Source organism: Pedobacter paludis (assembly GCF_003173575.1).
GTDB classification, from domain to species: domain Bacteria; phylum Bacteroidota; class Bacteroidia; order Sphingobacteriales; family Sphingobacteriaceae; genus Pedobacter; species Pedobacter paludis.
Window position 1 is genome coordinate 990,436 of record NZ_QGNY01000001.1, and the last position, 24,344, is coordinate 1,014,779.

At 38.3% G+C, this 24,344-nt stretch carries 17 protein-coding genes; 9 read left to right on the forward strand and 8 right to left on the reverse strand.

Translation table 11 applies throughout. The annotated features are described in order from the left end of the window. Positions 1-8: 8 nt before the first annotated feature. The 6 genes from DF947_RS04290 to xth form a co-directional block, all read right to left on the reverse strand. On the reverse strand, positions 9-3,095 hold the full coding sequence (locus DF947_RS04290) for a SusC/RagA family TonB-linked outer membrane protein (protein ID WP_109928415.1): 3,087 nt from the start codon (positions 3,093-3,095) through the stop codon (positions 9-11). 245 nt (positions 3,096-3,340) lie between these two features. After that, a complete protein-coding gene (locus tag DF947_RS04295; protein WP_205940730.1) occupies positions 3,341-5,281 on the reverse strand; it encodes a 7TMR-DISM family protein in 1,941 nt (646 codons plus the stop codon). A 312-nt stretch (positions 5,282-5,593) separates the two neighbouring features. Further along, entirely contained in the window at positions 5,594-8,068 is a 2,475-nt protein-coding gene (locus tag DF947_RS04300; RefSeq protein ID WP_109928417.1) for a PAS domain S-box protein, read from the reverse strand. 504 nt (positions 8,069-8,572) lie between these two features. Continuing rightward, entirely contained in the window at positions 8,573-9,178 is a 606-nt protein-coding gene (locus tag DF947_RS04305) for a hypothetical protein (RefSeq protein WP_109928418.1), read from the reverse strand. Positions 9,179-9,202: 24 nt separating this feature from the next. Further along, positions 9,203-9,889, reverse strand: coding sequence for a DUF4142 domain-containing protein (locus DF947_RS04310; protein ID WP_109928419.1), 687 nt, complete (start codon positions 9,887-9,889; stop codon positions 9,203-9,205). 464 nt (positions 9,890-10,353) lie between these two features. Further along, positions 10,354-11,121 carry an exodeoxyribonuclease III gene (gene xth, locus DF947_RS04315; RefSeq protein ID WP_109928420.1) on the reverse strand — a complete coding sequence of 256 codons (768 nt, stop codon included), beginning with the start codon at positions 11,119-11,121 and terminating at the stop codon, positions 10,354-10,356. A gap of 476 nt (positions 11,122-11,597) precedes the next feature. Here xth and DF947_RS04325 point away from each other — a divergent pair, with 476 nt between their 5' ends. From DF947_RS04325 to DF947_RS04360, 8 genes are all read left to right on the forward strand, one after another. Then, positions 11,598-12,485 carry a helix-turn-helix transcriptional regulator gene (locus tag DF947_RS04325; protein ID WP_109928422.1) on the forward strand — a complete coding sequence of 296 codons (888 nt, stop codon included), beginning with the start codon at positions 11,598-11,600 and terminating at the stop codon, positions 12,483-12,485. Positions 12,486-12,553: 68 nt separating this feature from the next. Beyond that, entirely contained in the window at positions 12,554-13,291 is a 738-nt protein-coding gene (locus DF947_RS04330) for an SDR family oxidoreductase (protein WP_109928423.1), read from the forward strand. A 119-nt stretch (positions 13,292-13,410) separates the two neighbouring features. Next, positions 13,411-14,940, forward strand: a complete 1,530-nt coding sequence (locus DF947_RS04335; RefSeq protein WP_109928424.1) for a DEAD/DEAH box helicase — start codon at positions 13,411-13,413, stop codon at positions 14,938-14,940. 29 nt (positions 14,941-14,969) lie between these two features. Further along, a complete protein-coding gene (locus DF947_RS04340) occupies positions 14,970-15,683 on the forward strand; it encodes a DUF3891 family protein (protein ID WP_109928425.1) in 714 nt (237 codons plus the stop codon). Positions 15,684-15,970: 287 nt separating this feature from the next. Then, on the forward strand, positions 15,971-16,261 hold the full coding sequence (locus tag DF947_RS04345; RefSeq protein ID WP_109928426.1) for a hypothetical protein: 291 nt from the start codon (positions 15,971-15,973) through the stop codon (positions 16,259-16,261). Positions 16,262-16,396: 135 nt separating this feature from the next. After that, the gene (locus DF947_RS04350; RefSeq protein WP_109928427.1) at positions 16,397-16,759 is read left to right on the forward strand and encodes a response regulator transcription factor; all 363 of its coding nucleotides are present in this window, start codon (positions 16,397-16,399) and stop codon (positions 16,757-16,759) included. Positions 16,760-17,539: 780 nt separating this feature from the next. Further along, positions 17,540-18,343, forward strand: coding sequence for a S1/P1 nuclease (locus DF947_RS04355; protein ID WP_109928428.1), 804 nt, complete (start codon positions 17,540-17,542; stop codon positions 18,341-18,343). A gap of 497 nt (positions 18,344-18,840) precedes the next feature. Further along, positions 18,841-19,059 carry a DUF6965 family protein gene (locus tag DF947_RS04360; RefSeq protein WP_109928429.1) on the forward strand — a complete coding sequence of 73 codons (219 nt, stop codon included), beginning with the start codon at positions 18,841-18,843 and terminating at the stop codon, positions 19,057-19,059. Positions 19,060-19,078: 19 nt separating this feature from the next. Here the strand turns inward: DF947_RS04360 and DF947_RS04365 are convergent, their stop codons facing one another. Beyond that, a complete protein-coding gene (locus DF947_RS04365) occupies positions 19,079-20,959 on the reverse strand; it encodes a gamma-glutamyltransferase family protein (protein ID WP_109928430.1) in 1,881 nt (626 codons plus the stop codon). A gap of 139 nt (positions 20,960-21,098) precedes the next feature. Between DF947_RS04365 and DF947_RS04370 the strand changes: the two genes are divergently transcribed. Then, complete coding sequence (locus tag DF947_RS04370) at positions 21,099-22,352, forward strand: Na+/H+ antiporter (RefSeq protein ID WP_109928431.1); 1,254 nt, start codon at positions 21,099-21,101, stop codon at positions 22,350-22,352. Positions 22,353-22,493: 141 nt separating this feature from the next. Here the strand turns inward: DF947_RS04370 and DF947_RS04375 are convergent, their stop codons facing one another. Next, a complete protein-coding gene (locus tag DF947_RS04375) occupies positions 22,494-24,065 on the reverse strand; it encodes a glycoside hydrolase (protein WP_109928432.1) in 1,572 nt (523 codons plus the stop codon). Between the last annotated feature and the right edge of the window lie 279 nt (positions 24,066-24,344).

A 24,344-nucleotide genomic window follows, 5' to 3' on the forward strand; every position in this document is an offset into this window, starting at 1 on the left:
ATCAATTTTTAAAAAGAAACATTTAATCCAAAGGTGTAAACTCGAGGCGTTGGAACGGGGTTACCATTACCATCTGCCGTCTGTGGATCCCATTGATTCCAGTTTGGTGCGTAAACACCGGCGTTAGAAACGTTGCCATAAATTTTTGCACTCTGAATTCTCAGCTTCGCCATTAATTCTTTAGGGAAACTGTAAGAAAGTGCCACGGTATTTAACCTGATGTAAGAACTTTTGCGATACACATTAAAGCTAGTTCCACTTAAGCCAGAACTTAAACGGGCATAATCGTTAATGGGATTATCAGGAGTCCAGTAAGGAACGATGTAAGAACTCGAACGCCCAAAGCCTACACTGCCTGGCTGGTTTTTAGCATAATTATCTGTACGTTGCTGACCCCAGCTGGATACCAGTTGGAAAGAGAAATCGATGTTTTTTAAAATGTTGAAATCATTGCGTACCGACCAGTTAAACCGTGGACTGCGATAGCCGATAAATTGTTTATCCAGATCATTATAAACATAGTTTCCGTCAACATCTTCCAATTTAAAATCGCCTGGCTTGATACCTTTATTGTACTTGTTGGCTTCAGCAACTTCATTTTGTTGCCAAACGCCTAGAATTTTGTACTCCCAAATTATATCGATATCTTTTCCGATAAACCAACCATTTCCCAGATCATCATTTGGTGTAGCCAGAGCCACAATTTTGTTTCTGTTTAAAGAGAAGTTAACCGATGTATTCCAGGTTACAGGTCCGCTGGTTATATTTTTACTGTTGATACCCAGTTCAATGCCTCGGTTATTTACGCGGCCTAGATTAGCGATTACGTTTGCATAACCTGAAACATTGGGAAGCGTTTGGCCAATTAATAAATCGCTGGTTTTCTTATCGTAAACATCTATTGAACCTGATAATCGGTTATTTAACACCCCAAAATCCAATCCAAGGTTTAAGGATTTTGTTTTCTCCCACTCTAAATTTGGATTTCCTAATCGTGAGCTGTTTACAATTGTGTTTACTTCGCCAGGAGTACCGCCACTATTTACGCTTTGGTATTTTCCTCCGCTTAAGGTTTGGATGGCAACATAAGGATCAATCACGTTGTTGGCATCTCTAATTTCCCGGTTACCGTTAATACCGTACGATAAACGCAGTTTAGCAAAATCTAGCCATTTGATGTCTTTCATAAAGCTTTCTTCGCTAAATGTCCACGCAACCGCAGCTGCTGGAAAATTCGCTCTTTTTTTCTCGGCGCCAAAGGCAGAATAACCATCTCTACGAATAGAACCTGTTAAGGCGTATCTACCTTTGTAGGAATAATTAATACGGGCTAGTAAGGCATCTCCGGTGTAAACTTTATCATCACTGCTTACCGTTGGCTTATTTCCACTGGCCAGGTTATGATAACCCAAAACATCAGTTGGGGCAAAACCCTCGTTCGTTGCATTGGTATACCAGGTAGAATATTTCTCTGCATTGGCCAATAAAGTAACATCGATATTATGATCCTTGGCAAAAGTTTTGTTCCATTTTAATAGGTTATCGAGTTGCCAATTGTAACGGGTTTCTTGTGCACGTTGAGCTGAACCACCTGGTATGGTTACATTTGGATTCTTCGAAGACTGATGATTAAACGTACGGTATTGATCTAAACCCGGACTAAAGTTTAATTGATAAGTAATTCCGAATGGTAGAGTTACCTTGCCATACAAACTGCCAAACAGGGTACTCTGCTTTTGCAATCTGGAGTTATAAGTCGGGTTCAGAAATGGATTTCTTGCATTTAAACCGTTATCATCTGTCGGGATTCTTCTTAAAGATCCATTTGGCTCGTAAAAATCGCCATAAGGTGATAGATCTGGCAATTGATTGTAATCTGCCTCAATTGCACCTTCATCTCGATCGGCAAACTGCATGTTTATGCCAACGGTTAAAAATTTGGCAGCCTTTCCTTCTAAGTTAATCCGAGTACGAAATGTACTAAAACCGCCACCGGAAATGATACTTTCATTTTTGAGATAACCTAAGGACATGTAATAAGTAAGTTCCTCTTTTTTTCCGCTCATACTCAAGGTATGATCTTGGCGTTGCCCAGTAACGAACAGCATATCATACCAATCAACTGTTTTGCCGGCATAATAATTGTTTTTCTCATTGGTTAATAGTCCTAAACGTGTTAACCACAAATCAGTTGGATTGCTAGTGGTTTGCCCGTTAAGCCATTGAGTTAAGGTAACGCCCTCTGGTAAATTATTAGGATCGTTATAAATGTACGGAGGATTTACACCGCCACTTCTTTGCACATCTGCTCTCCAGTTTAAAAATCCTGGCCCATCGTATACAGGCTGATCCTTCGCCAAAGTAGACATTCCAAAGTTTGTATTTAAGGTAATGGTTGGCGAACCGCTTCTTCCTCTTTTGGTAGTAATGGCCACAACACCGGTAGCCGCTTTTGCACCATAAACAGCAAGCGAACTTGCATCTTTTAGCACATCAACCGATTCTATGTCGTTCGGGTTGATATCAGAAAGCTGTCCGATGTAAATTACGCCATCCAATACAATAAGTGGTGAGGTTGTTCCGGTTAAAGTGGTTTTTCCACGAACCAATAAATCGCCGCCGCCTTTTGCACTGTTGTTAAAACCAACATTTAATCCAGGTATATTTCCTCTCAAAATATCGGTAACACTATTGGGGTTTTCGTTTTCCAACTGTGTGGCTTTAATGCTAGATACTGCTCCGGTAACATCTTTTTTTTGAGCCGTACCATAACCAATTACCACAACATCGGTTAAATTATTGGCTTCTTCCAAGAGCTGAAGATTAATGCTGGTTCGGTTGTTAACCGCAAGCTCCTGTGTGGTAAATCCTATAGCAGAAAATACTAGGGTTGAATTTGCCGGAACGGTAATGGAATAATTTCCATCGGCATTTGTAGAGGCGCCAATCTTGGTGTTCTTTACAGTTACAGAAACACCTGGCATTGGATTGCCGTTTTTGTCTTTAATGGTTCCTTTTACGCTGATATCCTGTGCGAAACAGAACGAGCAGATAAAAACAACCAGACCAATTAGTAGGGTAATTTTTTTTCTCATTTTTTATTTGGTTAGATTGATTAGATGCTGTAAAGCTATTTCAATTAAATCGAAAATACAAGCCAAAATAATCGTAATTACCTATAAATAAGATAGTTGCAAAATAACTCGATACGTTTAAAGTGCAATCTATTAATCGCAAAAATGGGATAGGAATGCGTACAAAGCGATTTATAATTTTGCCCTGATACGCTTGATACGCAAGAAATATTTTAAAAAAAAATGCAAAATAAAAATGATCTACCTTATGCATTTTCCAGTACCGTCGGATTTTCGAGAACAAGCTTGGTCCAGCCCTCTTCGCCAGCACTTTTCAGCTCTTCTTTTCGCTCCTGAAGCAACTTCTGCATTTTCGAATTATAGGTCCAGCAGGTGCTTTGGCGGATCGTTAAAATTTGCGAAAGCTTATGCGAAGAAATGGTACCTTTGGTAGAATACACCAAAAACAGCATATATAAGGCTTTATTAATCGGGATCTTACTGTTCTGAAATAAGGTATTCGCAATAACAGATTCATCGTAACCACATTTGGTACATCGCCTACTGTGAAGCGTTTGCCCCGCCAGCCAATGGTCGTTATCGCATTTTCTACAATGGTAACCTTTAGCCCATTTTAATTCGGCAATGTATTTAAAACCACTTTCCTTATCGGGATAGACCTTGCTAAACTCTTCAAAATCGACCAGTTTACTCATAACCCTTGCTCGCGTAACCTTTTCAATATTTAAGTGCAATTCGATATTGTCTTTTTTGAGCATGGCATTCATGATAGAAATTTCTTCGTTCTGCTTTTCTATAATTTCTGCCTTTGCCTGTAGCTCTTTGGTTCGTTCATCAACCAAAACCGTTAATTCTGCATTTAAGGTTTGGTTTAGTTCCTGATTTATCCGCAACTGTTTAATAGTACGTTTTTGTGCACGGTCTTTTTTCTTTCTCAAGGTTCTGATACTGCTCCCAATGGCGAAAGAGACTAAAATCATTTCTACAATGAAACAAAAACTTAAACTGTAATAACTAAACGGACCGTAAGGGATCCACTTCAGCAACAATAATATCTTTACGATAAATCCACCGACTAAAAAACCATAGCCTGCAACTAAAAAAATGGCCGGCTGATAATTTTGCCTCATTACATAAACTCCAGCCGAAAAAACGGCTAATAACGGGATAAATTCTACAACCTTTAAATTAAACAAAGTGGTATAAAAAAGGCATACGATAAAAAACAGACTTCTAAGCGTGATAATTACGATTAAAAACCGATAAAATTTGGGTGCCTTATATTTTAGGTACAAAAAGTTGATGGTAAAAAGCAAACCAAACAAACTACTTGCATAGAGCGCAATCCCAAATCCATAGGTATTCATTATTGGGTAATTTGGCCATAAATATTGAAAGGCAATACCGTCACTGCACATTTCGTAAAGGCCGATACTTAAATTGTAAAGTACATAAAACAGATACTTTTTTTCCTTAATGGCAAAATACATCAACAGATTGTATAAGCTAAAAACGATGATCATTCCATAAAACAGGCCAAAAAGAAAATATTCATTCAATGCGTAACCTACAAACCACTTCAAATCTCGTAGTACAATAATGGCGCTGATGGAATGTGGAGATTTAAGCCGGATATAATAAGTAAGTACGTGATCGGTTTTATTAGATAAATCGTAAGTAAAGTTTTTATGCTGGTATTCCCGCTCGGCAAAAGCATAATTGGTTCCGAAATAATGGGCATGGTAACTTCCATAATCATCAGGTATAAAAAGACTAAGATCATTAATGGATTGATCAAAAAATTCGAGCATCCACTTTTTCCCCGATTCTTTATCGTGTTCGATTCTAATCCGATACCAATAAGCAGAAGCGGTATGGTAATTTTTCGGCACGTAATTTTTGTTCGATTTAAATTGATCTTGATAATCGGCACTCGCCACTTGGGCAACATTCAAATTGCCTAGTGGATCCTCTAAAATATCTACTTCTGCAAAAGAAAAAATATGATGTGGTTGTTGATCGTCTACTTTTACCGGAATCTGAGCATAAGCCGAAACCATATAAAAAACTAGAATTTGTATGGTTGATATTATGAGTTTAGAGGAGAAGGATAATCGGAAAGGAACATGGTCTAAAACATTCCGCACGAATAATAACCTCAAGATTTGTGTATAAGTCTTGCTCATGATGTTAAGATTTGGCTAGGTTAACCCAAAGCGCAGAAAGGACTGCATTTTAGAATTTCTGATTTAAACTAACTTACACAAAACCAAGGCAAAAAATAAGCTGGATTGAAAAAAATCGTTAAAATATGATGCAGAATGGGGTTTCTATCGTTTGAAATTTTAATCAAACCAAACCATCCATTTGTAATAGGTGAATGTAGAGCGATCTGATCTACACTTCTTTTCGATGCGAGGAAATTGAATTCGAAGCTTTTTAAGTCCATCAGAAGCCATAGCCGATCAGACTTCGGAATTTGATATACGATTAAGAACCTAGTTTAACGGTAAGGTAAAATAAAAAGTGGATCCCTTATCTGGCTCACTCTCTACCCAGATTTTGCCATTATGCCGGTTGATAATTTCAGCACTTAAATACAAGCCAATGCCAAAGCCCGAAATGGTGTGATTGCCCTGAACTCGATAATATCTTTCAAAAAGCATATTCGCATCTTCACTGTTAATGCCCATGCCTTCATCTTTTATCGCAACACAAACTTCATTATCCTTAATAGAACAACTCACATCGATATGGCTTCCATTTGGAGAGTATTTATGTGCGTTGCTTAAAAGATTGGATATTACATTTCCTATTTTATCCCGATCGGCGTAAACTTCAACTTCGCACCCATTTGCTAAGCTTACAATGTGGGTAGATTGCGATATGTAAGTTTCGTCAATGGCTTCTTGCAAAAGCTCATCTAATTTAAATGTACTTTTTTCGATTAACAGTTTGCCAGATTCCAGTCTAGATACATTTAAAAAACCATTGATCATGGTTGTCATTTTTCTAACCTGATTGTTGGCTTTATCAAGCGCATTTACGGCATAAGCATCATCTGCCAACTTCGCCTTACGTTGCAATACCTGTACAAATCCGTTTATGGCAGTTAAAGGTGTTTTCAGCTCGTGACTCACCATTCCGATGAAATCATTTTTCCTCAATTCATCTAATTTACGTTCGGTAATATCCATGAACAATCCTGAATATTCGGTTGCATTGCCATCCTTATCTAAAAAAACCCTTCCAGTAGCCCTAACCCACTTTTCTTCTCCAGTAATTAAGTTATTTATAGGATATTCATTATCGCTTGGGGCATGGTTTTCAAGTGCATTTTTCAAGGCTTTGCTAAGCATTTCATGATATTTCGGATTAACCGCTTCCATTATTTTCTCCATTTCGGCTGGTCCTTCTAAAGGCAAGCCCAACAGTTCCCTAACAAAGGTAGACACCGTAATTTCGACACTAATCGGATCAATACTCCAGGTACCCATTCTACCAGTATCAATGGCTTGTCTTAATTTTTCATCGCTTTCTGATAGTTTATTGATGTACTGGATTAAATCATCGTGGGTTTGTGCAAGTTCCTCATTTGTAGTGGCAAGCTCCTCGTTGGAAAGTGCTAAATCTTCGTTTATTCCCTGCAGTTCTTCCTGATATAACTTTCGTTCTGTAATATCTGGACTTACTGTCGCCAGCGCAATTACCTCATTACTTTGTGTATCTTTAATAAAAAACCCATTCCACTCAATCCAAAAAGGGATTTCGGTTTGCTCGTTCCAAAAACGTATCTCGTAACGGATGTTTCCATTACTTACAAGTTCCAAGAAAATCTTTTCTGCTTCCAGCTTATCCTCAGGATAAACGCAATCTATTAGCGTACGTTTATCAAAACCACTCCAACCTAGTTTTGATAAGGCTGCGGGATTTAAATATTCAATGTTGCCAGCCAAATCTGCCAGTCCTATAAATTCGGAGCTTGCTTCGATTAGCGTATTTAAATTTTGGCGTTCTAGCTCGTAATGTTTTCGATCTGTAATGTCTATACAAGAACAGATGTAGCCCAAAAATGTGCCGTCTGATCTAAAACGCGGAGATCCTTTAGCCAATAACCAATGATATTTTCCATTTTTTGCCAAAAGCCTAAACTCGCCACTGTAATCTTCTTTATGTTCTAATGCCGACAAATAAATGTTTAAATAGGTTCTTCGATCGTTTTCATGAATAAGGTCTGACCATCCGAAAGCCAGTAAATCATCCATAGATCTACCCGTAAGTTCCATCCATGTCGAATTAAAGTAAATGCCATCTCCGGTTTCATCGCCAACGGCTATAAAAATATCAGTAGCCTCGGCCATGTTTTTAAAGCGTTCTTCACTTTCAATCAATTCTTTTACACGTCTATCTACACGTGCTTCCAGTTCGCCATTTAAAACAGAAAGTGCTTCCTGGGTTTCCTGAAGTTCTTCATTTGTGGCAATAAGTTCTTCATTGGTTGCAGCAAGTTCTTCATTAAGTGCCTGCTCACGTTGCAATGCAAGTTCTTTTTCTTCGGCACGCTCTATGGCTTCTCGCTTTAAAAAACGTTCGGTAACATCAATGGCGGTGTGCAATACACAAATAACTTTGCCATCATCATTCTTTATGGCTCGATATTCGAAATCGAAGTAAAAGGTTTGCATTTTGCCTCCAACTTCTAAGTCCGCAGCAGTATCTTTCCCCGAAATTACGAGCCCTTCATTCCATACCCTTTTAAACATTTCTATAAAAGGCTGTCCCTTTAATTCGGGTAGGGCATCTTCTAGCGATTTGCCGATAACACTTTTATCTTTCCCCCATATGGCCAACATCGCATCATTAGCCGTTTGGATAATAGCAGTTTCGCCAACATGTATAGCAGTAGCTGTAGGTGTTAAGTTAAAAACTTCGATTAGTTGTTCGTTACTTAGCAGATAAGATGAGTTACTCATTGAAACAAAATGGGATTTTAAACGATAAAGTTAAAAAAATACTAATCCCACAACAAAAAAATCAACATTAGGTTTGGATTTTAACGGCTTGATTTAATAAATTAGAAAAGAATGATGATTAAGCTATAAGCATACCCCTATTTGCTCTGAGGGCACCTTTTTACAGAAGAAAAAGAAAGCTGGTCGAGATTTATAATCTCGTCCCAAAGAACTGTGGATTTGTAATCCACACAAAATAGTAACTCATAATTCCTTTCACCGGCAAATACGACACTGGTCGAGATTTGTAATCTCGTCCTAAAGAGCTGTGGATTTGTAATCCACACAAAATAGTAACTTATAATTCAGCAAATACAAAGTTGGTCGAGATTTGTAATCTCGTCCTAAAGAACTGTGGATTTGTAATCCACACAAAATAGTAACTTATAATTCAGCAAATACAAAGTTGGTCGAGATTTGTAATCTCGTCCTAAAGAACTGTGGATTTGTAATCCACACAAAATATCAACTCATTATTCCTTTCACAAGCAAATTCCATTGAACAAAAGAAAATCCCAAAAAACTCCCAGTTGCAACTGCTAAATTTCTAGCTTTATCAATTAAATGGGATGATTCGGTATTGGCTAGTTCATTTCGGCCATGAACTTCTCCTGATACCTGCAAGTTTTTTTTTCGAATTACGAAATTAGAAGTGGCCTCCGATTTAAAAAAATGCGTCGTTTCATCCTCAGCGGTTGATGGTGCCTTACATGGTCGGGCCCGCATAATAAAAATAGCCTCTTGTTGGTCTTCTTCTATATATTCTTCCAGATGCTCTATCCTAACCCAATCAAAACCCTGCCCCGCTTGATTTCCCAGACCCGGTACGTCAATTCTAATAAAATCATCGACCATTGGTAACCGATCAACGGGATTATTTTGTTGATCAATTAAACAAAATGCACTGGCTTCTATCTTGCTTATGCTATGCCAATTTGAAATATCTAATAACCTGCTTTTTGCAAGTTCATAGAAATCTTGGGCCTGCTGTTCAGTCTCAAAATCATGAGATTCTTCAATATCTGTTTGTTTCCCATTTATTTGCTTTGGGATTAAATCATCTAATTGCATGTCGTTTTGCTTTGTTAATTCACTCTACTTAATGTGAGTAAGCAGAGTCAGTTGTTGCCTTAAACTGGGTAGTGCTTTTTTTGCAAAAGCACGTACAGCTTTATCTTTCGTTTTAGAACCCGATTCGTAGAGATCAATCAAACGTTTATAATCTTCTATGGTCATATTTACATAAGCGAGATCAAATTCTTTTCCCGATAAGGCTTTAAGTTGCGCTACTGATTGTGTTAAATCATGGTCCTTAATGGTCTCATTTCCGATTGTATTATTTCTATTAACCGCTCCGGAATTACCAGCCTCACCTTGATTCTGATTTCTAGAAGTGTCTCTTAAATTATCGGGTGCAGAATCTACTCTGCCGTCTGGCCTTTGCCCCCCCTGTGGCTTGGTCATAGGCAAGGCAATGTTTCTTGTCTTGGCCAATTCCATTAATTCCTGATTGGCTTTACTATGTTGATCAATCATTTGCTGACCGATGGTTTTGAGTTTAGGATTATAAGCTTTCTCTGTGGCTAGCCCTCCCGTTTGAATCGCTTTCATACCATAAAGCATGGCCTGATTAAGGAAAGCATCCGTTGGAATGCTATCTTGATTGTTAAGGTTTTCTAATGGCTTAGAGATTATGGAGTTTTTAATTTCTTTAGCAGTTACACCTATCGAATTACAAAAAATAACGGCTAGAAATAAATTAAATGCGAAGTAATTTTTCATCGGATATTTCTCTTTGATTACTTATGGATAACCATATTGGATAAATAAAAGTTTCAAAAACTTACAAGGATCCTTGGAACATCTTTTGCAACGGGGATAACTTACCTTTATAAGAAAGGATTGCATGGAATAGAAAAATATTTGAAGTAAAAAGACATCACCATTGTGAAAGAACGCAAAAAGCAATCTCCCCTTTTCGGAGCGAGAATCATACATTCATGCTGAAATATCCAAAGTCCAACATCAGGGATGGTCGAGATTTGCAATCTCGTCCTGAGGAGCTGTGGATTTGTAATCCACCCTAAAAATTACCGTATTTACCTTTTCATCCCTTCTCTTTGGAAGGATGGCGAGGCGCAAGATTTTAACGGAGACATTAAAATACTCGTTTCTAAGAGGCACGACGAAACAACCCAACTTTTCAAGTTTGTGGTTTAAAAAGATTTCTTAAATTAAGGGTTGCCCTAAATCTCGATCCAGACCGGTGCATGGTCACTTGTTTTTTCCCAGCCACGCACATTCAAATCCACACCCGCAGCCTTTAAGCGCTGGTCCAAATGTGGACTTAATAGAAAATGATCTATTCTTAAACCCGCGTTTCTGCCATAGGCATTTCGGAAATAATCAAAAAATGTATAAATCACTTCTGTTGGATAAAGCTTGCGAATGGCATCTGTCCAGCCTTGGTCTACTAAAGTTTTAAAGGCCTGTCTAACCTCTGGTCTAAACAAGGCATCATCTACCCAACGCTCTGGTTTATAAACATCCAACTCTGTTGGCATTACATTATAGTCACCACAAATTACCGTTGGCAAATCATAGTTTAAAAGTTTCTCTGCGTGTTTTTGCAAACGCTCAAACCAGCGCAATTTATATTCTAGCTTTGGCCCTGGCGCCGGGTTTCCATTCGGAAGATATAAGCAACCTACAACAATACCCTCAATCATCGCTTCAATGTATCGACTGTGTTCATCATCAGGATCGCCAGGCAATCCCCGCCTAAGTTCTTTGATTTCCAGACCTCTGGTTAAAATTGCAACGCCGTTCCAGCTTTTTTGCCCATGCCATATTGCATTGTAGCCAGCATCTTTTATCGCCTGCTCTGGAAATTTCTCCTGCGGTGCTTTCAACTCCTGCAAACAAACTACATCGGGTTGGGTTTCTTCAAGCCAGCGCAAAAGTACAGGCAATCGTCCGTTTACACCATTTACATTATAAGTCGCTATTCTCATACTATTTTCTCTTACTCAAATATGGAAATAAAAATTTGGCTGTAGTAGGCCTGTTTAAAATTAGAGGTCACAATTTTGCTCAATAAGATATGCAATGCGCCAAACCGCTCTACTATCCCGTCATTGCGCCCAATAAAGTTTTGTTATTTTTAAACCTAAACTCTAAATAAGTTAACATGACAATTACTTTTTTAATTATTCTTGTACTACTATTGATGCTGTTAAATGTGTTTTTCCTGCAACACAAAACCTTAGTAGCCAAGATATAATATCCACAGTGGCTGTTATAGGTTTGATTATCGTTTGTTTGCTTGTGATAATTGTACTTTGGAATTCGGGGAATTCTCCAAGGGAAGAAGAACAACAATATAACAATCATCCAAAAGAAAGCCAAAATCATCGTTAATTAATAACCACCATACTCTGTTTGAATTAGCAATATCAATTTCACCATCAAAAACGCTTAGTTTTGGCAAATGCAGAATCCCAACTCCGTTAAACAATTTCCCATCTATCATTTAGAACCAGATGAAACCGGAAATAAATATTTTAGGGTATATAATTTTGAGGGTACCCTACCGCATCAATCGGAATTGCTGATTCCTCATCGCAAAGATCATTTTTTAATTGTATTGGTTCGGAAGGCAGGCACCAGACAATGGATCGATCTGCAACCTTACATCCTTAAAAACAACACAGTTTACTTTTCAGGACCGGAGAACATAATTGTTAAAGAAGAATTTCAGCAACTTTGGAGTACGGGTTTGGCCTTTACCAGTCAGTTTTTATCCCTACAGGGTGGCGAATTTTTGCTTACCCTACCCTTTCTTCAAAACGTACAGAACGCTCACGAACTATTGCTTACTGAACCTGATATTGCTTTTGTTGAAGATCTTCTGATGAAAATTAACACAGAATATCAACATCCCAATGAATGGCAACAGCGCATGCTAATGGCTTACCTTACCTTGTTGCTTACCTATCTAAGCCGTTTGTATACCGAACAGTATAAGGCTAATGATCCAGCAGGAGACAAAATTCTTCTTAAAAAATTTCAGTCAAAGATTGATGATTCATTTCAGCATTGCCATGAGGTTGGAGATTATGCTTCTATGCTTAACATTTCTGCAGGCCATTTAAGCGAATTGATTAAAACCCAAAGTGGGAAGCCGGCCATTAAACACATTCATGATCGATTGATACTAGAAGCCAGGCGTTTACTCTTTCACAGCTCAAAATCATCAAAAGAGATTGCCTTCGATCTCGGTTTTGCTGATGCTTCATATTTCAACCGATTTTTTAAACGGGAAACAGGCATTACCCCTGCGCAGTATCGCAATCAAATCCGTGAAATGTACCATTAAAACAGTCCGATGTGTTACGCCCAGAAAACATGGACACTGTAGATTTGTATTATTATAAATAAAAAAATATGAAAACAGTATTAATAACAGGCGCAAACAAAAGTATTGGTTACGAAACAGCCAGACAATTATTACAAAAAGGCTACTTTGTTTACTTAGGCTGCCGCGATATAAATAAAGGAAATGAAGCCATCTCCCAGCTCTACTCAGAAGGTTTAACCCAAGTTGAAGCCCTAGAAATCGACGTAGATCAAATCGAATCAATTGAAAAAGCTCGGGTAATGTTGGGCGAAAAAACAATAATTTTAGATGTGCTCATCAACAACGCTGGTATTGGTGGCGCTATGCCACAAACCGCCTTAGAAACAGATCTTTCTGTTGTTACAGCGGTATTCCAGACCAATTTTTTTGGTGTAATAGCGGTTACGCAGGCCTTTATAGATTTGCTCAAAGCATCTCCTGAACCTAGAATTGTAAATGTAACTTCGGGTTTGGGATCACTTACCCTACACAACGACCCTTCGTGGAAATATTTTGCAGTAAAGCCAACAGCTTACGTAGCTTCGAAGGCGGCCCTGAATGCCTACACCATTGTATTGGCAAACGATTTAAGGGATACGCCTTTTAAAGTGAATGCAGTAGATCCCGGTTATACCGATACGGATTTCAACAATCATTCGGGGCCAGGCACAGTTCCTGATGCAGCAGCAAGAGTAGTTAAGGCCGCAATCTTAACTGCTGACGGGCCAACAGGCCAGTTCTTTAGCGATGATAACGCACCAGATACGGGAATCAGTCCTTGGTAAATTCACAAAATAAATCCCAGAGAATTCATTTTTCTGGGATTTTTGATTGATGGGTTAGGTACATCATATAAAATGTTGCTCTAGCCAAACTTTCCTTACCTAGGTAGGGTTGTAATCTTATGGAAATTTTCAAGGAGCAAACAGACCGGAGACCGGCAAAGAAACTTTATCACTATCAACAACAGGATATCGATACCCTTTTTGATAGACTGGAAGCATCTAACATAAAAAATCGAATCCTCTATCAACTTGCAACCGGCGGTGGCAAAACCGTTATTTTTTCAGAAATCGCAAGCCGCTTTATCCAAAAGTACAATAAAAAAGTTGTTGTGCTTACACATCGAACCGAGCTTTGCAAACAGACATCTGCTGCATTAAAAACTGCTGGAGTAGAAAACCGCGTGGTGAACAGCACCCTTAAGAGAATTCCAAAATTCGACCGATTTAATTGCGATGTAGCCATGGTAGAAACATTGAAAAATCGGATTAAAGATGGTTTTATCAACACTAAAAATGTAGGATTGGTTATTGTAGATGAGGCACACCACAATTCTTTTCAAAAATTATTGGGCAAGTTCGAAAATGCATCCATTATTGGGGTAACTGCAACACCTTTTTCTTCAGATGTAAACTTGCCAATGCGTAAGTTTTATAAAGAATTGGTTGTTGGCGAACCCATAAGCCAATTGATAGAGCAGGGTTTTCTTGCTGAACCAAAAACCTTTGGTTATGATGTAGAGTTAAATACATTGAAAACTGGAATGCATGGCGACTTTACCGTAAGCACTTCTGATGCCCTGTATGCTTCACCAGTGATGCTCGATTTACTGGTGCATGCATATGAACAACATGCAAGAAACAAGAAAACACTAATTTTTAATAACGGAATTTTTACTTCAAGAAAAGTGCTCGAGGTATTTTCCAATCGGGGTTATCCCATTCGTCACCTCGATAACAAAACCGGTACCGAAGAGCGTGCAGAAATATTAAAATGGTTTAAGATAACCAAAGGCGCAATACTCACTTCGGTATCCATTTTAACAACCGGTTTTGATGAACCCACAATTCAGGCGGTAATTTTAAACCGGGCTACGACTTCTCTAACCCTTTATCATCAAATGATTGGTCGCGGAGCCAGACGCCTACCATCAAAAAAAGCCTTTACCATTGTAGATTTAGGCAATAATTCCGAAAGGTTTGGGGAGTGGAATGCGCCTATTGATTGGAACCATGTTTTTGAAAACCCAGAAGTTTATCACGAAAGCCTAAGTCGCTCTACTGCAGAAATCCATCAAATGCCTACAGAAATGCGAAGCAAGTTCCCAAACAGTTTTGAAATTGCCTTCGATGTGGTTCTTGCTCATCAACAGGCACAAGAGAAAGGATTAAAAGTTAAAACTGTAATCCGCGATTCTATAAGACAACATGCATTAATGTGTGTAGACAATAGCGAGTCCCTGTCACATGCAATCGAACTTTCTGAAGAACTGGGAAAGGAAATCGACTGGAGAATTAAGCAGTATGCCAAATGCCTGGGCAACGTAACCAAAAATTATATCCAATGGCTTAAGGAAGACTATCGTTCCAAGCTTAAACAGCTAATTACCAAAATAATGGGAAGGCGCAATTTGATGCTAAACGCCGGATAGTAGATGAAATCTTTTCAATTAAAACCATTATGATTGTTGCTTATTGTGAAGAAGGCTGGGAAATTATAACCCAGCGGGCTCATGGCTTACTTGCATGGCAGATTTGCGCCCGATGGAAAATTTCAGATCAGCCGGGCAGGTGGGTAGAAACCTTAATGGCAACAACCGAGCATGACGATGTTTTTAACGAATTTGATCAAGAGGAACTGATTACCCAGCAAGGTGGACCGATTAATTTCAAAATGACAAGCTTTGATGAGGCAGCTTCTGAAAAACTTTTAGATTTGGCGCTCACAAAAAGCCGTTTTATAGCACTTTTATTGTCCAGACATATTCAGTTTACGCATGGTAAAGATCCAAAGGCTAAAAAATTTATGAAACAGCTTAAACAAAAGGAAAGCACTTGGATTGAAGAAGCCAAAAGTTCTAAAAAGGAAGTTGATAGGGCTTATGAGCTGGTTGAATTTTGTGATGCCTTTTCCTTACTCATCTGTCAAAAACAAATTCCGCCTGAAGAAAGAAAGATGGAAATCAGCAAGGGCCCAAATGGGAAGTCCTATTCGTTTTTTGAGCAACATGGCCAGCTTATCGTAACGCCATGGCCATTTGAAACGGATCAATTTGAAATTACCTACGAAATTAGAACTGTTAAACAGCTAAAGTTTAGCAGTAATGAAACATTTCGGAGTTTGCTCCGCCAGGCTCCAGTTTCCTTAAAACAGCTTAAAATTGTCAGAGCGTAAGCCGTCTATATCAGATTAAGTCTTTTCAAAGCGCAACTTGAAGAGCGGAATGGTATTTGAATAATAAGGTGAGATAAAGATCTCGTAACAGTTTCTCAAATAAAGAATACCATTGCGATGATCTAAATCTTAAGGACTTATTTACAGATACTTAACAAAGGTGGTCTTCGCTTACGCTAGATCAACTAAATTAAATTTTGGCACAAAATTAATCTTGTAACAAAATTTAATGGTGTTTATTTAGTACAAATGCAAGAAGACTGACCAATAGAATACCAATAAACCAAATGAATTCATCAGAACCACACGATTTCTCCGCATTTATTACCATTGGCGAAAGATTGGAAGGTGCTTTATCTCAGGTAAACGTAATCGTAAAACTTGCCAAACCCAATTTTATTGCCTTTTATCTTCCGCCAGAAATGGACATCAATACACCAGAAGCCTTTTATGATTTCGCTGAAACCATGTTAATCATGTCTGGCATTACGGCACACACCGAGCTCGAATTTCATTACTTCCGCAACGATCAATTTTTAGGTGGCATAAAATTTCCGGCGAATATGATTGTAGATTAGTTTATTCTACCAGATTGTTTTCTGCTAAATCTTCATTTGATGGCTTAAGTTAATAACTCCACCTTTGTGAACAACTCATCTAAACTTCTGGCTGTCAATTAGGTTATACCATCAGAAACATCAAAGTAGAAGCTTATGAAAAAGTGCATCTATGTAGTGGAAGATAACCCGAACATTCGGGAAATTATTGAGTTCTTGCTTACAGAAGAACTTTACGACGTAAAAACCTGCATTGGGACCAAAGATTTTTGGCAACAAATGCAAGTACATAAACCCGACATGGTTATTTTAGACATCATGTTGGGCGATGGGAATGGCTTGGACATCTGTAATCAGCTTAAGCACAGTGCAAAAACCTATAACATCCCGGTAATGATGATGTCGGCAAATAACCATCTAAATGAGGTAAAATCTAAATGCGATGCTGAGGATTTTATCAATAAACCTTTCGATTTAAATGATTTTGCTAGCAGGGTAGAAAAATACACCTCGAACTAAAATTTTTTGGTATCGTAAATTTTGGCATGGCGAAATCTTTTTCAGGTATCATCTTGGCAGAAGTTTGAATTCACCATCTAAGATCTAGAAAATTAATTTTTCTTATTTGTTTTTACCACCTAAGCTTATCCAAGTATTGGTCTACGTTTAACTTACATGTTCTTATATTTCTTATATGGTAAACATTTTTCATCTTAAGTTCAATTTTAAGTATTTGACTTATATGTTCTTACATTTCTTATATGGTTAACGCCTTTTATATGTTAAAAGATTTCTTCACTTCTCCAAGGTAAGATTCACCACCTAAGAAACCTAAGTTCGATTTTAAGTATGTGACTTATATGTTCTTAAATTTCTTATATGGTGAACGTCTTTTATATGTTAAAAATTTCTTCACTTCTCCAAGGTAAGATTCATCACCTAAGAAACCTAAGGGCACCTAAGTTCGATTTTAAGTATGTGACTTATATGTTCTTAAATTTCTTATATGGTTAACGTTTTTTATATGTTAAAAATTTCTTCACTTCTCCATGGTAAGATTCACAACCTAAGAAACCTAAGTTCGATTTTAAGTATGTGACTTATATGTTCTTAAATTTCTTATATGGGTTAACGTCTTTTATATGTTAAAAGATTTCTTCACTTCTCCATGGTAAGATTCACCACCTAAGAAACCTAAGTTTAGTTTTTTGAATATGACTAAGTATTTTAAAACCCTTTTCACTTGTAACATTCTCACAACTTAACTTTAAAAAAACACCAGATGATTATCTTCGCAACATGAAGAAATACCTCACCATTTTTGCATTATTTTTAACATCAATTACTTTAATTTCCTGGGGATTTAAAGGCCATAAAACGGTTGCAAGCATAGCTGATCGACACCTTAAACCAGAAGCTAAAGCGGCAGTTAAAGATTTATTAGGCAACGAATCCATTCAGGATGTGAGTACCTGGGCAGATGAAGTTCGCAGTCAGGCAGAATATAAAAACACAGGAAATTGGCATTTTATAAATTTGCCTCTTGGGTTAAGCAGAGGTCAGCTGAAGGATTCGGTAGAAAATCTTAAAGAAGAAAACCTGTTTCAGGCATATAATGATATGATTGCTCAAATAAAAGACCCTAATCTATCAAAGGCGAAGAAAGCAGTGGCTTTAAAATTCATCATCCATTTAATTGGAGATGCACATCAACCCATGCACATCAGCAGAGCCGAAGATAAAGGCGGAAATACCATCCAGGTACAATTTATGGGAAAAGGTACTAATCTACATACACTCTGGGACAGCAAGTTAATCGACTATCAAAACTTAACGATTGAACAGATGGCAGAAAACGATTCGGTTTCGAAACGTCAGATTAGAAAATGGCAACGGGCTAAGCCACTACAATGGATTTACGAAAGTTATCAAATCAGTAGTCAGATTTATGCTAATACCCCATCAGGAAGTATTTTAGGAGAAGATTATTATAAAACCAATATTGGCATCGCAAATCAGCGCATGGAAATGGCAGGCATTCGCTTGGCTGGGGTTTTAAATAAACTATTTAAGCATGGCGTAAGTTATGCTAAAGAAAACTGATCGATAAATATTAATGCGATATTCTACAATTCAATCGAAAAGACGATTACCTTTCAAAAAAAATTTACCACCTGAGAAACCTAAGCTCACCTAAACATATTTTAATACTATTGCTATAGCCACCTCGCTATCCTTTCCCATTCAGGGGAAAGGTGTCCGCAGGACGGAGAGAGGTTTATGCATTTGTAGATCCAAAAATCCCTTTAATTTGGCCGAAATGGTGGATGCCTTTCAAATAAAATTTACCACCTGAGAAACCTTAGATCACCCAAGTTTATTTCTTTGTTCGCTCGGTAAGATTTATCGGATATAGGCGGTTGATTACCTACTTAAATTTATATGAATCTTAAACTTCTTATATTGTTATTTTTTATACTATTGCTATAGCCACCTCGCTATCCTTTCCCCTTCAGGGGAGAGGTGTCCGCAGGACGGAGAGAGGTGTATGCACTTGTAGATCCAAAAATTCCTCTAGTTTAAATTCTTATCTTTGCCACATGAGCATCCCCGACATCCAAAAGTTAGAAGAATTCTTTGCTACAGCAGAAAAACCAGAAATTCCCTTAATGTTAAATCCGGCTACACAGATTAACGATTACGAACATTTTTTGGAAAGTCACTTTACAGCTTTAAAGCAAAACCCAACCAGCAAGGTAAACCAGCCTTTGTTGTGGCGATTACAGGCTTTAAAACTACTGATCGAATCTAATGCTTAAAAGATAAACTTGGAGCAGATTACCAACCAATTCCGTAATCTTCACCATGATTACTGGATCCGCCCCATAAACTACCATGTTTCCAGTCAAAGTAAATCGCGTTAATGGGTCCGCTCGTTCTTTCAGAAAAGCTTAAAATATAGCCCATTTTCTGCAGCTCGGCTTTAACGGCTTCTTTCGTATTGGTATTTAATAATATTTGTCCGGGTTTTGGTTCACGATCGCTCGTTTTGGTACCACCCAAAGAAAGCCACAATTGGTTGGTATTAAAGTTGGCAGCTTCGGTCGCTTTCTGAACAGTCATGTTAAATTCGGCCATATTTAAAAAGAACTGCAATAGGTTTTGATCTTGCGTATCGCCACCTTGAACCGCAGCCGATACAAATGGTTTTCCATCTTTTAAGAACATGGATGGAGATAAAGTTACCCTCGGCCTTTTACCGGGTGCAACCACATTAAAGGGATTAAGTGTAGAATCAAGCACAAAGCTCTGCATCCTTTGGCTCATCCCCACACCGGTATTTCCAGCAATACAAGCTGGCAACCATCCCCCGCTTGGTGTTACAGAAACAACCCAACCTTCTTTATCAGCTGCTTCTATTGATGTGGTGCCTCGCCATAAACGGTCTTCATAAACTTCTTTTGGCGTATAATTTCCAAGATCGTGTTTAGGTGCAAAGTTCCGTTTGGTGGTATCAATTTCAAAACCTCTACTTTTCAGCAAATTAAGATAGGGATTTTTCTTGCCCTCAAAAGGATATGGATCACCCGGACCAATATGTACATCATTCTTTTCGCTCTGAATCAGAGACGCCCGTTGTTTTGCATAATCCTTGCTCAGCAACCCCTTTATTGGCTCATATGGTGTTTGATTGGGATCACCATAATAAAAATCGCGATCAGCAAAAGACAAATTCATGGCTTGATAAACGGTGTGAATATACTTTGAACTGTTATAGCCCATTCCTTTAAGATCAAAATTTTCTAAAATATTTAAAGCCTGCAACAGAACAGGTCCTTGCGTCCATTGTTGTAATTTATAAACATCAATACCTTTATAATTGATACTTAATGGTGCTTCTTCTATGGGTTTCCATTTTGCTAAATCCTCCATGGTAATTAAGCCACCCTGCTCTTTACTTCCCCTTACAAACTCCTGTGCAATATCGCCTTTATAAAAACGGTCGTATGCAGCCATTAAAGCATCCTCCCTACTTTTGCCCTTTTTCAAAGCTGCCTTTTCGGCCTCAACCATTTTGTTAAGTGTCGCCAATAAATCTTTTTGAACAAAAATTTCGCCTGCCTCTGGTGCTTCGCGTTTTTCGCCCAAGTGGGTCATAAAAACTTTTTTACTATATGGCCAGGTTTTGATCAGCTCTTTATCGCGTTCCATGCTATTTGCAGCCTGGGCTTCAATGGCATATCCACTGGCCATATGCATGGCCGGGGCAAGTACTTGCTCTAAACTCATCGTGCCGTATTTACTTAACATAAAAATTAATCCACCAGGTGTGCCTGGCGTAGTGGCAGCAAGTGGCCCATATTCTGGCGGAAAATTATAACCCTTACTTTTAAAAAATGCTACGGTAGCGCCACTTGGTGCAACACCCATGGCATTAATAGCAATTACTTTTTTGGTTTTCGGATTATAAATGAGTGCCTGTGTTTCGCCACCCCAACTCAGCGTATCCCACATGGTACAAGTTGCAGCCAACATGGCACAAGCCGCGTCTACCGCATTTCCACCTTGCTGAAAAATCATTGATCCAGCTGTTGCTGCCATAGGCTTACCCGTTATGGCCATCCAACTGTTGCCATACAGCATCGGTTTTTGTGTTTGTTGCGCCATTAACGGACGAAACAGAATAGAGAATACAAGAAACAGGGCTAACTTCTTCATAAAACTAAGTTAAGGAAAATAAGGATCAGAAAATGGACAGAACCATTTCCTCAATTCATTTAAACAAGCTTGTTACAGTTTTAAACGATTATTCTCCTTCATCCAACTCATTTATTTAAAAATCTATACTTTTACGAGCATGGAAAACTATAGTGTAATCATTTTCATTTTAGCCGTAATGATTGGGCTTTCTGCCATTGCCGATAAAATTAAAATTCCATATCCAATTTTACTCATCATTGTTGGTGTGGCAGTTGGTTTCATCCCGTCTTTACCAGCCATTGATATTAATCCAGAAATTATCTTTTTGATTTTTTTGCCACCACTTTTATATGATGCTGCTTTTAACATCTCTTTTAAGGAATTTAAAACCAATATCAGTACCATATCTACATTGGCCATTACATTGGTTTTTCTTACCGCCATTGGCATTGCTGTGGTTTCACATTACATGATTCCGGACATGACCTGGCCTTTGTCTTTTGTGCTTGGCGCAATTCTTTCGGCTACCGATGCTGTTGCCGCTATGAGCATCACCAAAGATTTAGGGCTTTCGCATAAAACCAATACCATTTTAGAGGGTGAAAGCTTAATTAACGACGCCTCTGCTTTGGTTGCTTATCGTTTCTCGGTGGCAGCCGTTACCGGAACAGCATTTGTGTTTTGGAAGGCCTCACTTGAGTTTGCCTTGTTAATGGCTGGCGGATTTGCAGTGGGCTTGGTAATAGGCCAAATTTTGTTCTTTATTATTAAAAGAATTCATTCCAACACACTGGCTACCATTAGTTTAATGTTATTAATGCCATTTGTAACTTACCTTGTTGCAGAAAACATCCATGTTTCTGGCGTTATTGCAGTGGTTACACTTGGCTTGGTCATTTCGCGTTTCAGCAATATGGTATTTCCGGCGAAATTAAAAAACCAATCTAAAAACATTTGGGATATTATTATCTTTCTGCTTAACGGATTAATTTTTATCCTAATCGGATTACAGTTTCCATCCGTTTATAAAAGTATAGCGCCAAATGATATTTTGCCTTACATTGCTTATTCGTTAATAATTACCATAGTTGCGCTGTTGCTTAGAACAATTAGGGTTTTTCTTCAAAAGAATAATTTACAAAGGGCTTTTTCACAGGGAAAACATAAAATTACAGAAGATGCATTACTCGATTTTAAAAACAGCCTCATCATCAGCTGGAGTGGAATGAGGGGAATTGTTTCTCTTGCCATTGCCATTGGTTTGCCCGTTACGCTCTCAAACGGAAATGCCTTTCCTCAACGCAGTGCCATTATTTTTATATCAATTGCCGTTGTTTTGTTTACCCTTGTAGGGCAAGGACTTACCCTGCCTTGGTTGGTTAAAAAATTAACCGCAAACGATCAACAATAAAAAGGGGAAGCAACCTTTGGCGCTTCCCCCTATCTAAACCACCGCTCTCAACAATGATTTTATATAAGGCGCTCACTCCTTATGGCTACAATAATAGTGGTTGATTATTAAGATTTGATGAAGAAATCTTCAACATACAAATTAATTCAAAACGAAAGTAGAAATAGACCTGGCGGGAAGTAAAATCTGATCTTTTAAATTTCCGATTTTCTCCGGAACCATATTCATCTGCTCAGCTGATGTGGTAAGATAACGTATGGCTTTTTTATACGAACGTGTTGCATTGATGTGGTCAATTTTAATCCATTTATCCTTAGTTCCATAATTAATGGCAACCAAAACCATTTCCCCCAATCGGTCCACGTAGGCAGAAGTTAAAAGCGCTTGATCGGATTGAACCTGGCCAAAAACTGTGTTGGCTGTGAATAGCCTTGTCATTCCTGGCCTAACAAATCTGCTAAAATGACCCAAGGCCCAAAGGTTTTTGGTTGGGCTAAAACTGCCATTCTTAAAATCGGCATCCGCCTCTAAGGCGATTAGATAATATCGAGTATTTATGAAGGCACTTCCAGGTTCGTAAGCATTCCAAAACTGCCATGCCCTAGCATTTCCGATAGTTAAGTCGGCATGAATTACTTTAGATAAAAATAGCGCACAGTCCATAGCGCTTCGATCTGTTTTCTGTCCTTCTTTAAATCCATCTGCCAGCATAGAATATTCAGATTGCCAATAGCGAACACCATATTTGGCTGCAGTATCGGCCAGATGTTTTCGGGTATTTATCAGCACCTCGTTATTGCTTTCCGTAAAATAACTATGGCCGGCAACCGCATTTGAAACATGTTTTAGATTACCCGTATAAAACGGACTGCTCCTGCCAAAGAAATTTTGTATTTGATTAGAAGCCTGGCCTATTCCACCATACATATAGGTTAACATTCCGGCTTCCGGTACAATGATTTTACTCGTTAGCTTTGCCTGATCAAATTCGGTATTTAACGTTTGGGTTAGTTTAAAAATCTCCTCGTTTGTCCAGGCACTTCCCTCCTGATCTGCCTCCATATACCGATGCGACCAATCCCATTGTGGTTCATTAACCGGACTTACATAATCAAAATGTAAACCGATTTGATCGAAGTGCTGTACAACAGTACTTAGAAATTTAGCGAAGTCTGCATACGCATTAGGCTTGAGGTTAGATTTATAATCCTTTTCCGTTTTATAACCAAGTCCATTTTTAGTGTATGGTACAGGTGGCGAATTTGAAAAGGCAATTAAGGTTTCCACCCCATAATCTTTCGCTTTCTGCAAAAAAAAGCGATAGCCTGCTTGTTTTGTCCAGTTGTAAGTACCATCCGCATTCAAAAAGGAGTCTGATCTTTTTCTAAAATCCTTGATTCCACTTTTATCGCCTTGCTCCAAAGTACCGGCGCCAATGTTAAACCGCCATGCTGAAAGGCCAATGCCCAATGGCTGTCCTTTAAGATCAAAGCTTTTGCTAAAAAGCAATTCGGCAATCCGCTCTTTTTTGTCGCTCGGCCAATATTTACCAATCCCCTCCGAAAACCAACAACCGGAGGAGCCGATGTTTTCGATGACCTGGGCTTTTTTATTAAAATCTACAACGATATGGATAACAGAATCTTGTTGTACAGCAAAAAGATCAATATTTAAAAACAAGATGAAAAACAGCAATCCGAATATTTTGCTCATCTATAATTTATGAAGGTATTTAATGAAGAAAATTATTTAAAAAAAATGCAGGGTGTGCTTACACACCCTGCAACATTCTTTGGGATTTGAAGTATCATCTAGACCGGACATCAAGTGTAAGTCTGTTTTGCTTATAAAATCATAGCTTTTTTAACGCTCTCACCGCAACTTTAAAATAGCAAACCAGACCCTAATCAGGAGATATATCGTCACCAGCCCTAAATATAATTCAAAAAATTCTTTTCAGGAATGTTTTCAGCCAAAAATTTTGCAATCGAT

Coding starts and splice junctions, on each gene's coding strand:
- DF947_RS04290 (WP_109928415.1), bottom strand. CDS start 3,095: ATGAGAAAAAAAATTACCCTACTAATTGGTCTGGTTGTTTTTATCTGC.
- DF947_RS04295 (WP_205940730.1), bottom strand. CDS start 5,281: ATGAGCAAGACTTATACACAAATCTTGAGGTTATTATTCGTGCGGAAT.
- DF947_RS04300 (WP_109928417.1), bottom strand. CDS start 8,068: ATGAGTAACTCATCTTATCTGCTAAGTAACGAACAACTAATCGAAGTT.
- DF947_RS04305 (WP_109928418.1), bottom strand. CDS start 9,178: ATGCAATTAGATGATTTAATCCCAAAGCAAATAAATGGGAAACAAACA.
- DF947_RS04310 (WP_109928419.1), bottom strand. CDS start 9,889: ATGAAAAATTACTTCGCATTTAATTTATTTCTAGCCGTTATTTTTTGT.
- xth (WP_109928420.1), bottom strand. CDS start 11,121: ATGAGAATAGCGACTTATAATGTAAATGGTGTAAACGGACGATTGCCT.
- DF947_RS04325 (WP_109928422.1), top strand. CDS start 11,598: ATGCAGAATCCCAACTCCGTTAAACAATTTCCCATCTATCATTTAGAA.
- DF947_RS04330 (WP_109928423.1), top strand. CDS start 12,554: ATGAAAACAGTATTAATAACAGGCGCAAACAAAAGTATTGGTTACGAA.
- DF947_RS04335 (WP_109928424.1), top strand. CDS start 13,411: ATGGAAATTTTCAAGGAGCAAACAGACCGGAGACCGGCAAAGAAACTT.
- DF947_RS04340 (WP_109928425.1), top strand. CDS start 14,970: ATGATTGTTGCTTATTGTGAAGAAGGCTGGGAAATTATAACCCAGCGG.
- DF947_RS04345 (WP_109928426.1), top strand. CDS start 15,971: ATGAATTCATCAGAACCACACGATTTCTCCGCATTTATTACCATTGGC.
- DF947_RS04350 (WP_109928427.1), top strand. CDS start 16,397: ATGAAAAAGTGCATCTATGTAGTGGAAGATAACCCGAACATTCGGGAA.
- DF947_RS04355 (WP_109928428.1), top strand. CDS start 17,540: ATGAAGAAATACCTCACCATTTTTGCATTATTTTTAACATCAATTACT.
- DF947_RS04360 (WP_109928429.1), top strand. CDS start 18,841: ATGAGCATCCCCGACATCCAAAAGTTAGAAGAATTCTTTGCTACAGCA.
- DF947_RS04365 (WP_109928430.1), bottom strand. CDS start 20,959: ATGAAGAAGTTAGCCCTGTTTCTTGTATTCTCTATTCTGTTTCGTCCG.
- DF947_RS04370 (WP_109928431.1), top strand. CDS start 21,099: ATGGAAAACTATAGTGTAATCATTTTCATTTTAGCCGTAATGATTGGG.
- DF947_RS04375 (WP_109928432.1), bottom strand. CDS start 24,065: ATGAGCAAAATATTCGGATTGCTGTTTTTCATCTTGTTTTTAAATATT.